The following is a 13746-nucleotide window of genomic DNA, read 5'->3' as shown; positions in this document are numbered from 1 at the left end:
CATGAAATATTTAGTAATCGGATTAGGGAATTTAGGACGTGCGATAGCGAAGGACTTGACACGTGTCGGCAATGAGGTGATCGGCGTAGACATGGATCTGCATCGTGTCGATATGCTAAAGAACGACATAGCGGGGGCGATCGCCTTGGACTCCACGGACAAAGAGGCATTGAGCACCCTGCCATTGAGCGAGATGGATGCCATTATCGTAACATTCGGTAAGGATTTCGGGACTTCCGTTCAGACCGTCGCTTTATTGAAGAGTCTGGATGCGGGCAAACTGATCGTGCGGGCGATCTCATCGATCCATGAGACTGTGATCCGTGCGATCGGGGTAAGCGAGATTATCACACCGGAAGAGGATTTCTCTACGATGTATACCTCCCAAGCGTCTTTAGGCGGCCTGTTCAGGCATTGGTATAAAGTAACCGATACGGAACATCTCTATAAGATCAAGACACCGGCCACTCTTGTCGGGCAAACCATCAAGAACATCGATTTCGAGGAGAATTTCGGTATCCATCTGATAGCGATCGAACGCCCTTACGAGAAAAAGAACCTGATCGGGCTCACACAGACAGAATACAAGGTTATCAGCCGCATCACCGAGGAATTGGTGATCGAGGCGGATGATCTACTGATCTTATTCGGGAAGATGGAGCTATTAAATAAAATAGCCAACATCTAAAACAAAACATAGGCAGACGATCACGATATAATCAGCGTCGTCTGCCTACGGCAAATATCAACGAAGCGATCAAGCCCCCGCTATCTCTATCGTATAGGAGGCATCGAAGACCTCTCCCGGTTCCAAATGCCATACCCAATCCCGGTCTTTATACTCACCCGTATAATCCACCCGGTCGCAACGCCCATACCAAGGTTCGATACAGACAAACGGAGCGTTTCTCGTAGGCGGAGACCATAAGCCTACCACCGGAGCCGTAAAGGTGAGCGAAAGGTACGGACGTTTCTCCACATCCAATAAGTCCACCCGCTTAATCTGGCTATCTTCCAAGATAAACGTATCGATATCGAACGTATGGATATTCAACGGCAGCAAGCCGTCCACATCCAAAGGTACCGGACGAACCACGTCCCCTACGCACCCTTTTTCCACCAGCGCACGGTATACGAGATCTTTTTTCACATCGAAAGCGAAATACCCTCGATCCGGTTGATCCACCTCATAATTCGGGTACAGGAAAGCCGGATGAGCGCCGATCTGGAAATGCATCGTCTTATCTCCCGTATTCTTCACACGCCAAAGCACCTCCACCTTATTGCCCTCCAAACGATACCCGATCTCCAGAAGGAAAGGGAACGGATAGGCTCTCAGCGTGTCCGGGGTACTTTCCAGCGCGAAACGCAACTCGTTCTCCGCCTCAGCGATCAACGTAAAATCCATATCCCGTGCAAAGCCGTGCTGCGACAGCGGATACACGGTTCCCTCGTTCCGATACTCGGTATTCCATACGCTCCCGACGATCGGGAACAATACTGGGGAATGACGTTTCCAGAAAGCGGGGTCCGCTTGCCAGAGATACTCCTTTCCCGTAGCGTTCGCTACGATACTACTCAACTCCGCTCCATGTTCGGAGACACGGATCGTTAGTTCTTGATTTGATACTGTCTTCATTCCTTATGATAAGTTTAGTAATTGTTCGGCGGGAAGTCCCTTGCTTTTCAAGAAACCATTCAAAGTCCCGAATAATAAGGGCTGTCGCCGGAAATCTTCCAGATAAACCCGTTTCAGGCAGTCTACCGGCATCGATATCGGAACGTATGGGATCAAGTTTCCATGCTCATAACGATAGAGCACCTCATCCGTAGCTTGCAGCGAGGCCAACCGCCATTCCTTATCCCCCACCGAGGAAGGCTGCTTCACCTCCAGACAGGCGTTACACAGCATCGAGAAAAAGCGGGAATCAGGCGTAAAGCCCGTGTGCTCCTCATCAAAAAAGAAGGTATCGTATTCCTTTTCCAATTGTGCCGTAAAATGGTTCAAGATAGGCTCCTTCTCATACTTGCAGGACAACAGGGAATAATTCTCGAACAGGCAAAGCTCGCCCAACGACTGATAGTCCAGCTCAAGGACCAGAGAAGGCTCGGCAGACTGGGCCGGCTCACCGGGTTCCTCATACAAAGGGATCACGTACATGCCTATCTCCGGCCCTACCAGCATCCGGCTGTCCTGTCTGAAAAAGGGCATCGCTTTCTTGCTCTTTTCCACAGGTATCCCTTTGCGTTCCTCATACAAGCCGATAGACTCCCTAAGCAAGGAAAGCCCATACTCGATCTCCTCTTGCGGCACGATATGCATCAACCCCTTCGCCGGAAGCGTGAAAAAGGAATCAGGCCCCGAGGTAGTCCGAAAGCTTTCGACAAAAGCGTTCAATGATACTCTACAATATAAAACCATACAATCTGTTTTTTTGCCTCGCAAGGTAGAAAAATATTATCAGAACCGATATGCCTTCCGACAAGAATTTATCTTATTACGCAAGATCACTGCAACCCGGGTTGCAGTAAAAAGCAGTTCTACTTTGTAAAAGGAGTTGACTCGCATATCAAAATAATCATTATCTTTGTTCGGAATAACAAGCGAGTAAAAAAAAGACCGTACCGTAAATCAAGTATAAATCAATATAGCATACAATTATGAAACGTCGTGATTTTTTAAAGACCAGTGTCATCGCTAGCGCGGCTCTATCCTTAAATTTTGAAGGTCTGCAAGCGGCCCTTTCCACGAACACCGTAGCCGTAGAGAAGGCTCCCGATATGGTAGCAGTTATGGGTGGAGAGCCGGAGGTGATGCTAGATAAAGCCTTGGAAGCCCTTGGCGGTATCGGAAACTTCGTGAAGAAAGGACAAAAGATCGTGATCAAGCCGAATATCGGCTGGGACCGCTCTCCTGAATTGGCAGGTAATACGAACCCCAAATTAGTGAAAGCCTTGGTCAAAAAATGCTTGGAGGCCGGCGCCTCTAAAGTGACCGTATTCGACCACACCTGCGATAACTGGCAGAAATGCTACGAGACAAGCGGGATCGCCGAGGCCGTAAAAGAGGCCGGAGGTATCATCATGCCTGCCAACGATGAGAAATATTTTAAGGAAGTATCCATTCCGGGTGGCGTGAACCTGAAAAGCGCCAAGATCCATGAGGCCCTGATCGAGGCGGACGCATGGATCAACGTCCCCGTATTGAAGAACCATGGTGGGGCGAAGATGACTTGCGCCATGAAGAACTATATGGGAATCGTATGGGATCGCCGTTTCTTCCATCAAAATGATTTGCAACAATGCATCGCCGATATTTGCACTTGGCAAAAGAAACCGGTATTGAACATCGTGGACGCTTATCGTATCATGCACCAAAACGGCCCACAAGGAAAGAGCGCTGCCGATGTGGCTACCTTGAAATCCTTGATCGCTTCCCCGAATATCGTCGCTATCGACACCGCTGCCCTTCGCCTGTTCAACCAAGTGAAGAAGCTGGATATGGCCGCCGTAGGTCATATCGGTAAAGGCGAGGCTTTAAAGCTAGGTACGACGAATCTGGATAATGTCACGATCAAACGTATTAAGATATAATCGAGGATGAAGAAGCCTAATTACTTAAAAGGATTGCGGGTCGTACTCGCGATCCTCATTTTCGTACCCATACTTTTATTCTTCGTTGATTTCGCCGATGTATTGCCGGACAACCTGCACACGTTGTTGCATCTCCAGATCATGCCCGCTATTTTAGGGGGGATGGCGGGGTTGGTAGTCTTCCAATTCGTATTGGCTTTATTGTTCGGCCGGATCTATTGCTCGGTTATTTGCCCGGCGGGCGTATTGCAAGATATTATCAACCGGGTTTTCTGTATCGGGAAGAAGAAAAAGAAAGGAGTACGCAGGTTCAGCTATCATAAGCCCATGAATATCTTACGGTACTCAATTCTCGGGCTTACATTCGTATTGGCTGTTTTCGGGATGATCGAATTATGTACGTTGCTAGATCCGTACAGTAACTTCGGCCGTATAGCGAACAACCTGTTCCGTCCGGTCGTCATGTGGGTCAATAACCTGCTGGCCGACGGATTGGCACGGATGGATAACTATACGCTTTATCACGTCACGATTAGCAACGTGACGGTATTCGGCGTGATATCCGCTTTGGTCGCGTTGCTCGTATTCATCCTCATGGTCGTATTCCGGGGAAGGTTGTTCTGCAATACGCTTTGCCCGGTAGGAACGCTGTTGAGCCTGATCTCCCGGTATTCGTTTTTCCGGATCTCCTTTGACAAAGAAGCTTGTACGCATTGTGGTAATTGCGAGCATACTTGTAAGGCGGAGGCGATCGACAGCAAGAACCTCACCGTAGATACCTCCCGTTGCGTAGATTGCTTCAACTGCGTGTCCTCGTGCGCTAAAGGAGGATTGCAATACCGTTTCAAGCCTTCCTTCAAGAAAGAAGCCGAAACAGCTCGCGCACAAACGGACGTGATCCAACAGGCTACCGCTCCGAACAGCCGCCGTACATTTCTCTCGGCAGGGGCTACCGTCGCGGTCTCCCTCCCGATCGTATCCACCATTGCCCAAGGAATGGAAAAAGGGCATGGCAAAGGGCAGCACGGGCAAGGTAAGCACGGCAATAAATGGCCCCCTATCGTACCGCCGGGAGCGATCAGCTTAGAACGTTTCAAGGATGTATGTACCGGATGCCAGATTTGCGTGACTCAATGCCCGAGTCATGTACTACGTCCCACGGGATTGGAGTATGGCTTTGATTATATGTTGAAACCCCGTATCGCTTACATCGACAGTTATTGCAATTACGAATGCACGGTCTGCTCGGAGGTTTGCCCCACGCACGCTATAAAGCCGCTTACCAAGGAAGAGAAAGCGACTACACAAGTGGGCATCGCCACCTTCTTCATCAACCGTTGTATCGTAAAGACGGAGGGGACGGATTGCGGGGCTTGTTCGGAGCACTGCCCTACCCAAGCCGTGCATATGGTTCCTTACGAGGGCACGCTGACCATCCCGCAAGTAAACCCCGATCTTTGCATCGGTTGTGGCGGCTGCGAATCGATCTGTCCCGTACGCCCGATGAGAGCGATCATCATCAAGGCGAACGAGGTACACAAGTTCGTGGAGAAGCCTAAAGAGGAAGAGGTGAAAAAGGTAGAAATAGATGACTTCGGATTCTAAGAGAAAAATGCTACCTTTGTCACAAATTTTTGATACATGACATTTGAATTACAGTATAACGATACGAAATCGAACGCTAGGGCGGGCTTGATTACCACCGATCACGGGGTAATCGAGACGCCTATTTTTATGCCCGTGGGTACGCAAGGTACGGTAAAGGGTGTACATATGACCGAGCTAAAGGAAGATACCAAGGCACAAATCATTTTGGGGAATACGTACCATCTGTATCTTCGTCCCGGTATCCAGATCTTGGAGCAGGCCGGAGGCTTGCATAAGTTTAATACATGGGATCGCCCGATATTGACCGATAGCGGGGGGTTTCAGGTATTCTCTCTTTCCGACAATCGTAAGCTGCATGAAGAGGGAGCCGAGTTCCGCTCGCATCTCGACGGCTCCAAGCATATGTTCACGCCGGAGAAGGTGATGGATATCGAACGCTCTATCGGTGCGGATATCATCATGGCCTTCGATGAGTGTTGCCCGGGAGATGCCGACTACAATTACGCCAAGCAATCACTGGGCCTGACCGAGCGTTGGCTGGATCGTTGTTTCGCCCGCTTCAACAGCACGGAGCCGAAATACGGCTACCGGCAAAGTCTCTTCCCGATCGTACAGGGATGCGTCTATACGGACTTGCGGCAGAGGGCGGCGGAGAACGTGGCCCGAAAAGGCGCCGATGGAAACGCTATCGGGGGACTGGCCGTTGGCGAGCCTACCGATAAGATGTATGAGATGATCGAGGTCGTAAACGATATCTTACCGAAAGATAAACCTCGTTACTTGATGGGCGTAGGTACCCCGATCAATTTACTGGAAGGGATCGAACGAGGCATCGATATGTTCGACTGTATCATGCCAACCCGCAACGGGCGCAACGGCCAACTTTTCACGCGTTTCGGTACTATCAATATGCGTAACAAGAAATGGGAGAACGATTTCTCGCCGGTCGATCCGGACGGACATTCCTACGTGGATACCTTATATAGCAAGGCTTATCTGCACCACTTGATCAAGGCGAAAGAAATGCTTGGCTTACAGATCGCTTCTATCCATAACCTCGCCTTCTACCTATGGTTGGTGAAAGAAGCGAGGGCACATATCATCGCTGGCGATTTTACTACATGGAAAAGTGGTATGGTCCGTCAATTAGCGAACCGGTTATAAAAAACGAGACAGATGAAATTTAAACTAAAACGGATCGATTGGTATATCATCAAGCAGTTTCTGGGCACGTACGTGTTCGCTATCGCCTTGATTATCTCTATCTCCGTCGTTTTCGATATAAACGAGAAGATCGATAAGTTCTTGAATCCGGATGTCCCCTTAAAAGCGATCATCGTGGATTATTACTTGAACTTTATCCCCTATTTCGCCAATTTGTTCAGTCCGTTGTTCACATTTATCGCCGTGATCTTTTTCACGTCGAAGCTAGCGGATCGTTCGGAGATCATAGCGATGCTTGCCAGCGGTATGAGTTTCCGTAGGTTAATGCTTCCTTATGCGGTCTCGGCTACGATTATCGCTATCGTGACGTTTATCCTGAACGCTTACATCATTCCCCCGGCGAATGAGACTCGTATCGATTTCCAGAACAAATATATCCGTAACAAGAAGGTGGATTACGTGAAGAACGCCCAATTGGAGATCGAGCCGGGTGTTATCGCTTATTTCGATAGCTATGACGCTCGCTCGAACATGGGATACCGTTTCTCTCTGGAGCATTTCGAGGATAAAAAATTGATCTCCCGTCTGACCGCCAAGTCGATCAAATACGACTCGCTTTATCAATGGACCGTTATCGATTATATGATCCGTGATTTCGATGGCATGCGGGAACATATTTCCCAAGGCTCCCGTAAGGATACGACCTTGACCATCGTGCCCTCGGACTTCCTGATTTCCGTGAATGATTGCGAGACGATGACAACGCCCGAGCTAAATACGTATATCAACCGGCAGAAAAAAAGAGGTATCGGGAATATACAGACCTTCCAGATCGAGTATCATAAGCGCTTCGCCACGATCATGGCGGCGTTTATCTTGACTTCTATCGGAGCGTCGTTGTCTTCCCGGAAAATAAAGGGAGGTATGGGTATGAATATTGGTATCGGATTGGCGTTGAGTTTTTCTTACATCCTGTTTATGACGGTTACTTCCACCTTCGCTATTAATGGTTATGTGAGTCCTGCCGTAGCAGCTTGGATACCGAATATAGTTTATACATTTATAGCGATATTCTTATATCAGAAAGCACCAAGGTAATTGATTAACTCCTATATTGGTATAACCCTGCCAAATTTCATCCAGTTGTAGAGACGGTGTGTACTCCGTCTCTACAACCTAGGATTTTCAATTATTTCGTGAAATTAAGTCCAAACTCTAACGTTTTTGCGTTCGGAAGTAGTTGCAATACCATATCTACCATTTGCTGATAATTCTCCGGAACCATCGGTTTCAAGATAGGAGCTATCATGGTCAAAACCGGTACGATTAAATCCTTATCCGCATAAAAAGTAGCCTCACTTCCATCCACCTTCATGTTAAGAGGTAGACCATAATAACCTCCTAAATCAACCAAAAGCTTCATGATCTCGTCAATAGAGATACCAGCGGCCTCCAATTTGTCACCAGCAGCCTGTTGTAATAAAGTAGTCAAGACTGTCACATAATTTTTATCCACAGCCACCATAAATTTCCCGTCTACCACACAATATTGGATACTTGCCATTTTTGTGATCTCACCGATTCCTTTATCCTCAGAAGCCCCTATAGGTCTCCAAGAAACATCGAAGATTCCATCTTCCGGTAAGTTAACATTTACAGCGCTTACTTTGCCCCAAATCAAGTTACTGATAGCAGGCTTTATCATACGCACGAGATCATCGATCGTAGAATTTCCGGTAACGATATTCGCATAGATAGCTTCCACGCCCACTTTCAAACTCCAATTACCTACGATAGAAGAAGTTAATTTACGAGTATAAACAACAGAAGCTACGCCCCCTTTCACCGTACCATTTACTGATACCACGCAATCGCCAACCGTACTCTCGCCGGTAAACGTATAAGTGCCATCCGCTTCCTTCAACGCGGCATCGATAGCGACCGACTTATTTTCGGGGATGATATTGTTCAAGGTTACGGATGCCTTCTCCGCAGAGGAAGCGGCAATCACGACCGATTTACCGTCAACAGGGACTGTCACTTCACCCATTACCAGATTAACGCTCTTACCCTCGTACGTTTTCGACAGATCTTGCCAGTTACCGGAAGAACTTGAATCGTCATCATCACCACATGCCGTAAAAAAACCCATCGTGCAAATCACGGCAAATACATACAACAAACTCTTTCTCATGACTCTTGTTTTAAATTTAACATAAATAGCTATTAATATTATCACAAATATATCCATTCCAACTTCCACTAACAACAATAATTTAATATCAGATGTTCGATTCCTGTGTTTAGATCAAAAATTCACTACTTTTGTCGTATCAAATACTTAAAAACAATCTATCATGAAGAAAGTGTTTATCTCAATGGCCTGCGTATTAATCGCTCTATCCGGTTGCACGAATGGAGGAAGCAATAAAGAATCCATGGAAGTCGTACTGAATATCAAACGGAAAGTAAAACCCGAATGTGTCTCCGCCTTAAAGGAATCATTCTTGAAATGCAAGGAAAGCACGTTGCTAGAACCGGGATGTATCGACTACGGCATGTACCAGTCCCTCACCGATAGCACCGAATTCTTTATCGCCGAGACTTGGAAAAACGACGGGGAATTACAAAAGCACGGCGAAACCGCCCATCTTAAACAACATCTGAATGAGATCAAAGATATGGGAGACCCTTCCTATAAAGGTAGTTTCCGGAAAATTTATGTCTGCCCGAGTGTAAATGACTAATCATTAAGAATTGAAGATTAAAAATCAAGCTTCACATAAGCGTTTATTTTCAATCTTCAATTCCCTATATTAATTACAAAAGATCTGACGCTAACTCAGATAACTCGCTTCGCTCGCCTTTTATCAAGTTGATATGGGCGAACAAGTCCTGTCCTTTCATCTTGTCGATCATATAGGCCAAGCCATTACTTTGGGCGTCTAGATACGGGGAGTCAATCTGTTGGATATCTCCCGTGAAGACCATCTTCGTTCCCTCTCCCGCACGGGTGATAATCGTCTTGATCTCATGCGGCGTGAGGTTCTGGGCCTCATCGATGATACAATAAGTCTCGGACAAGCTACGACCCCGGATAAAGGCCAACGCCTCGATCACCAACTGATTGTTCTTCTGCATATCGTCGATCTTACGGACATCGGGATTACCCGGGGCAAACTGAGTCTTGATCACGTTCAGGTTATCGAATAGAGGTTGCATATAAGGAGCGACCTTTTGCTTCTCGTCACCCGGAAGGAAACCGAGATCCTTATTCGCCAAAGCGACGATCGGACGGGCCAAAAGTATCTGTTTATACGTGCCGGCTTGTTTCAAGGCAGAGGCCAACGCCAACAACGTCTTTCCGGTACCGGCCTTTCCGGTCAGCCCCACCAGCTTGATATTCGGATCGTTCAACACCTCGAAAGCGAAACTCTGCTCGGCATTACGGGGCTGGATACCAAAGTTCGTGCCTTTATCCACCTTCTTGATCTTATCCGTAAACGGATTGTAGCGAGCCAATACACTATTACGTACGCTTTTCAAGATAAAGCATTCGTTCGGGTCGAGCTTAGACTTGATATCCAACGAATCTGCGTCCACGCCTTCCGGAGAGCTGTAGATCTTGTCGATCAAATCGGGGTCTATATTCTCATAGGTCTCTTGCGCACGCTCGAAAATATCTACATTCACGACCTTATCCGTGATATAATCCTCAACGGGAATACCCAAAGAACGAGCCTTCATACGAAGGTTCACATCCTTGCTGACCAAGGTTGTCTTGATCTTCGGATTCTTCTCGGCGATCGTCAACGCACAAGACAAGATACGGTGATCTGGAGTTTTATCCGGAAAAGAATGCGCTATTTTCTCCTGGTACTTATCACCGGTCACGATATAGAGTGTACCTTTTCCCGGTCCTAGTGAGGCGCCTTTCAAGAACAGGTCATTACTGGTCAATAAGTCTAGCTCCCGAACAAACTCACGGGCATTATAATTGATCTGCTCACTCCCCTTCTTGAACTTGTCCAACTCTTCTAATACCACGATGGGTAGATAGATATCATTTTCCTGAAAGTTCTCGATGCACTTATAGTCATGTAATATGACATTCGTGTCCAACACAAAATTCTTCTTTGCTCCCATGGCCTTTCGATTTAATGATTATTGCTTCTAATATAAGAACAATTCTGACACGTTGATAGTTCAGGCCTGCTAAAATTAGTTACACACACCAATAATTTCGTCATATTGACCAATTCAAAGAAAATATGTATCTTTACGAGGATTAAAAAACACAGGAGGATAACATCATGTTCACAAATTTCAATTTCCAGCAAATACTTAGCGCCTTTATCGTATTATTCGCTGTTATCGATATAATCGGAGCTATTCCCATCATCATAGACCTAAAGGATAAAGGCAAGGATGTCAATGCGTTGAAGGCAACCCTAATCTCTTTTCTATTGTTATTAGGGTTCTTCTACGCCGGGGATATATTGCTCAGGCTTTTCCATGTGGACATCGAGTCGTTTGCCGTGGCCGGCGCTTTTGTGATCTTCCTCCTATCTTTAGAGATGATTCTCGACATAGAGATTTTCAAGAATCAAGGGCCAATCAAGGAGGCTACGTTGGTGCCGCTGGTATTCCCGTTGCTAGCCGGAGCGGGATCGTTCACCACTTTATTATCGCTCCGTGCGGAATATGCCAGCGTGAATATTATCGTGGCGTTAATATTGAATATGCTATGGGTATATTTCGTGGTTCGTATGACACGGAAGGTGGAAAGGGTTTTAGGAAAAGGCGGTATTTACTTGATCCGTAAATTCTTCGGTATCATTTTATTGGCGATATCCGTAAAATTATTCATGAGCAATATCACCCTGCTAATGGAACAGATAGAAGCGAGTACGAAAGCAATATAAGATTTCCTTTAAAAGAGCATCCAGTTTCATCCTATTGAAACAAAGAGTTCATTAGGATGAAACTACAAGGCATCTATTATTTTCCGAAACGAGATGTGTCTATCGAATCATGTTCCTTCTCCTTGTAACCACCAAACTTCCAGACAAAAGATAATTTCAGACATCTCTCATCATTCAATTTCCTCATCCGGCTCCATTGATTGCCTTGGTTTATCTTGATGGTACGTGGAATGCTGCTGGCGAAAATATCGTCTCCTTTAAGTGTCAAGCTGGCACGGTCATTCAAGAAAGTCCATTTTAATCCAGCGGATATCTCATACATGGAACCCAAGTCGTATATACCTTGGATAGCACCGGGAGTCACGTATTGGCCGTCTATCGTCATTTTTAAATTCGGTTTATCACATAGGTTAAATGTGTTACTCATATGCGCTAATCCTAGATAAGCCTCACGGTTATATGAGATGCCGTGGAAGTTATCATTCTTTTCTTGCATCCTCCAACCTCGCAGTGTGATGCGGCTATTCCAAAAACGACCCACATTAAAAGGAATGATCACCGCCAATCCCGTTTCCAGACTATAATCCATATTCTCGAAACGAAAAACGGTCTTCAGTTCCGTATCGCTTTGATAAGGAAGTTGGGCGAAATAATCCGGCGTGTATTCACAGAACGCTACCAGCATATACTTTTGGCGGAAGATATAGACCATCTGCCCCTCATACGTGCGATAAGGTTTCAACAAGGGATTTCCCGCCACCTCCGAGTAAGAGTTTAGAGGCGTTACTTGCGGGGAGACTTGCCAATAACCGGGGTAGGTCTTATCGCTACTTATATCGAACTGTAAAATATGGCGGGGAGAAAACGTATAGCTCAGGGATACGGTAGGAAACAACGCCCCCTCATTCCATAGGTTCATATTTTCCCGGCTAGAGGTGTAGTCAGACTTAAAATACTCCCCTTTCAGCCCAACCGTAGCAGAGAAACGCTCTCCGAAGCTTTTCGATACCTCTGCGAAAATATCAGCGATGTATTCCTTTTGTGTATTATCCTCCAACGCTTCCTCGTCCATCTCATAGCCAGCACCTTGCTCATATAAATACTCCGAATAGTTTTTCGACGAGGCGTAACCTCCATGCACGCCGTAATTCAATCCCCACCCGGAAGCGAAACTATGTGTCTTATTTAGGAATACGGACCAGCGGGATACATCCTGTCTCGTATTATTTATCATATCAGTCCGGGAACCATTCGTATTCGTATCATGGTAATCAAGTACCGAGGGCGAATGATAACGAGTAAAATCCGCTCCTGCCGATATCCCGGCATGTCCGTCATACTGTAAACGTATATTATGGATAGCGGAGTGCCCGTCGTCACGGACCAAGCTCGTACTCTCACTTTTATTTTCCGGCTTCGACAGATCCAGATATGAGGTAAAGGCATCACGGTCCGATAAGACTTTATCTCCCTTCAGATAATATGCCAAAGAGAGTTTATCCTCATTCGCGAACGTATAATCCATTCCCAGACGAACCGTTCCTCTATTTACATGGACAAGGGCCCGATTATGTTGGCTTATTTCCGTCATACCACTATTTAATGTATGGCGGGCCAACATATCCTCCCCCATCACATCCCGTCTCTTATTACCATTCAACAGGAAATCTAAGCTAAAGCCCTTATTCGTATAAAGTAAATTCACATGCGCATCTCCCCCCGCATGGCGATATTGGGTGTAATCCACACCCGTTTCACCTTGCCAAGAAGGAGTCTCGGACTCATTCTTACTTAATACGACATTGAGTAACGCCCCCTTGACATTATATTTAGCTGGAGCGTTATACATCACCTCAGCCTTTTCGACCCTTGAGGCTGGCATAGTTTTCAGTAACTGGATTAATTGATCTGCCGACATTGTCGTCAACTGCCCATTCAAGATTATATTCAAACGACTGGCCCCTACCAGTTCCAGATTATCATTCCGCTCGATAAGCCCCGGTAAGTCCTTGATGATCTCAAAAGCGTTCGTGGCAGTCTTATCCTTCATCAGTTGAGGGATATCATAGGTCAGCTTGCCTCCCTCCAGTTTCACTTGCGGGCGTTCTCCCTTTACGGTAATCTCGGCTAACTGATAATCTTTCTCCTCCAGCACCACCGTACCTACGTTGGCGGTAGTTATCTTTTTCCCTATCGTATTATATAAGATGTGCTGGAAAATAAGTCGATACGACTGGTCTAGCGGATGATTCAATCGAAAATCCCCAAGCGTATCGGTAACCACGGCATCCACATATACAGAGTCAAGGGTCTGTAAAATCACCGCCACTCCATCTATCGGTTGTTCCTTGCCATCCATCACTTTTCCGGAAATACCTTGTGCCATAATCTCACCGAGACTCATCAGCAAGCATAAAATCATGTAGTAAATAGTACGTTTCATATCGGTTTGTTT

12 protein-coding genes are annotated in these 13746 nt (G+C 46.4%); 7 read left to right on the top strand and 5 right to left on the bottom strand.

Annotation, left to right across the window (positions count from 1 at the left end):
- Position 1: 1 nt before the first annotated feature.
- Positions 2-688 (top strand): potassium channel family protein, encoded by a 687-nt coding sequence (locus BDI_RS03850; protein ID WP_008772362.1) that lies wholly within the window; start codon positions 2-4, stop codon positions 686-688.
- Between the two features lie 69 nt (positions 689-757).
- Here BDI_RS03850 and BDI_RS03845 read toward each other — a convergent pair whose 3' ends face one another.
- Both BDI_RS03845 and BDI_RS03840 read right to left on the bottom strand, forming a co-directional pair.
- Positions 758-1639, bottom strand: a complete 882-nt coding sequence (locus BDI_RS03845) for an aldose 1-epimerase family protein (RefSeq protein ID WP_011966161.1) — start codon at positions 1637-1639, stop codon at positions 758-760.
- A gap of 3 nt (positions 1640-1642) precedes the next feature.
- Positions 1643-2422, bottom strand: a complete 780-nt coding sequence (locus tag BDI_RS03840) for a hypothetical protein (RefSeq protein ID WP_005862821.1) — start codon at positions 2420-2422, stop codon at positions 1643-1645.
- 239 nt (positions 2423-2661) lie between these two features.
- On the opposite strand from BDI_RS03840, the gene BDI_RS03835 reads away from it, so the two are divergent.
- From BDI_RS03835 to BDI_RS03820, 4 genes are read left to right on the top strand one after another with little or no spacing between them, the layout of a single operon-like run.
- On the top strand, positions 2662-3594 hold the full coding sequence (locus BDI_RS03835) for a DUF362 domain-containing protein (RefSeq protein ID WP_005857469.1): 933 nt from the start codon (positions 2662-2664) through the stop codon (positions 3592-3594).
- Positions 3595-3600: 6 nt separating this feature from the next.
- Positions 3601-5199 (top strand): 4Fe-4S dicluster domain-containing protein, encoded by a 1599-nt coding sequence (locus BDI_RS03830; RefSeq protein WP_005857471.1) that lies wholly within the window; start codon positions 3601-3603, stop codon positions 5197-5199.
- A gap of 36 nt (positions 5200-5235) precedes the next feature.
- Positions 5236-6366, top strand: coding sequence for a tRNA guanosine(34) transglycosylase Tgt (gene tgt / locus BDI_RS03825; protein ID WP_005857473.1), 1131 nt, complete (start codon positions 5236-5238; stop codon positions 6364-6366).
- Positions 6367-6378: 12 nt separating this feature from the next.
- Positions 6379-7464, top strand: coding sequence for an LptF/LptG family permease (locus BDI_RS03820; protein WP_005857475.1), 1086 nt, complete (start codon positions 6379-6381; stop codon positions 7462-7464).
- Between the two features lie 91 nt (positions 7465-7555).
- Here the strand turns inward: BDI_RS03820 and BDI_RS03815 are convergent, their stop codons facing one another.
- Positions 7556-8560, bottom strand: a complete 1005-nt coding sequence (locus BDI_RS03815) for a DUF4925 domain-containing protein (RefSeq protein ID WP_005857477.1) — start codon at positions 8558-8560, stop codon at positions 7556-7558.
- A 163-nt stretch (positions 8561-8723) separates the two neighbouring features.
- On the opposite strand from BDI_RS03815, the gene BDI_RS03810 reads away from it, so the two are divergent.
- Positions 8724-9113: a putative quinol monooxygenase gene (locus BDI_RS03810; RefSeq protein ID WP_005857478.1), complete on the top strand. Its 390-nt coding sequence runs from the start codon at positions 8724-8726 to the stop codon at positions 9111-9113.
- A gap of 73 nt (positions 9114-9186) precedes the next feature.
- Here BDI_RS03810 and BDI_RS03805 read toward each other — a convergent pair whose 3' ends face one another.
- The gene (locus BDI_RS03805; protein ID WP_005857480.1) at positions 9187-10512 is read right to left on the bottom strand and encodes a PhoH family protein; all 1326 of its coding nucleotides are present in this window, start codon (positions 10510-10512) and stop codon (positions 9187-9189) included.
- Between the two features lie 167 nt (positions 10513-10679).
- Between BDI_RS03805 and BDI_RS03800 the strand changes: the two genes are divergently transcribed.
- The gene (locus tag BDI_RS03800) at positions 10680-11291 is read left to right on the top strand and encodes a MarC family protein (protein ID WP_005857556.1); all 612 of its coding nucleotides are present in this window, start codon (positions 10680-10682) and stop codon (positions 11289-11291) included.
- A gap of 76 nt (positions 11292-11367) precedes the next feature.
- Here the strand turns inward: BDI_RS03800 and BDI_RS03795 are convergent, their stop codons facing one another.
- On the bottom strand, positions 11368-13734 hold the full coding sequence (locus BDI_RS03795; protein WP_008779743.1) for an outer membrane beta-barrel family protein: 2367 nt from the start codon (positions 13732-13734) through the stop codon (positions 11368-11370).
- Positions 13735-13746: the final 12 nt, after the last annotated feature.

Source organism: Parabacteroides distasonis ATCC 8503, assembly GCF_000012845.1.
GTDB classification, from domain to species: Bacteria; Bacteroidota; Bacteroidia; order Bacteroidales; family Tannerellaceae; genus Parabacteroides; species Parabacteroides distasonis.
The sequence above is the reverse complement of the archived record's forward strand: the minus strand, read 5'-3'. Positions and strand labels throughout refer to the sequence as shown.

Excerpts from the sequence above, each read along its gene's own strand:
- BDI_RS03830 (WP_005857471.1), top strand. The coding sequence starts at position 3,601 with ATGAAGAAGCCTAATTACTTAAAAGGATTGCGGGTCGTACTCGCGATC.
- BDI_RS03820 (WP_005857475.1), top strand. The coding sequence starts at position 6,379 with ATGAAATTTAAACTAAAACGGATCGATTGGTATATCATCAAGCAGTTT.
- BDI_RS03805 (WP_005857480.1), bottom strand. The coding sequence starts at position 10,512 with ATGGGAGCAAAGAAGAATTTTGTGTTGGACACGAATGTCATATTACAT.
- tgt (WP_005857473.1), top strand. The coding sequence starts at position 5,236 with ATGACATTTGAATTACAGTATAACGATACGAAATCGAACGCTAGGGCG.
- BDI_RS03815 (WP_005857477.1), bottom strand. The coding sequence starts at position 8,560 with ATGAGAAAGAGTTTGTTGTATGTATTTGCCGTGATTTGCACGATGGGT.
- BDI_RS03850 (WP_008772362.1), top strand. The coding sequence starts at position 2 with ATGAAATATTTAGTAATCGGATTAGGGAATTTAGGACGTGCGATAGCG.
- BDI_RS03840 (WP_005862821.1), bottom strand. The coding sequence starts at position 2,422 with ATGGTTTTATATTGTAGAGTATCATTGAACGCTTTTGTCGAAAGCTTT.
- BDI_RS03795 (WP_008779743.1), bottom strand. The coding sequence starts at position 13,734 with ATGAAACGTACTATTTACTACATGATTTTATGCTTGCTGATGAGTCTC.
- BDI_RS03800 (WP_005857556.1), top strand. The coding sequence starts at position 10,680 with ATGTTCACAAATTTCAATTTCCAGCAAATACTTAGCGCCTTTATCGTA.
- BDI_RS03835 (WP_005857469.1), top strand. The coding sequence starts at position 2,662 with ATGAAACGTCGTGATTTTTTAAAGACCAGTGTCATCGCTAGCGCGGCT.
- BDI_RS03810 (WP_005857478.1), top strand. The coding sequence starts at position 8,724 with ATGAAGAAAGTGTTTATCTCAATGGCCTGCGTATTAATCGCTCTATCC.
- BDI_RS03845 (WP_011966161.1), bottom strand. The coding sequence starts at position 1,639 with ATGAAGACAGTATCAAATCAAGAACTAACGATCCGTGTCTCCGAACAT.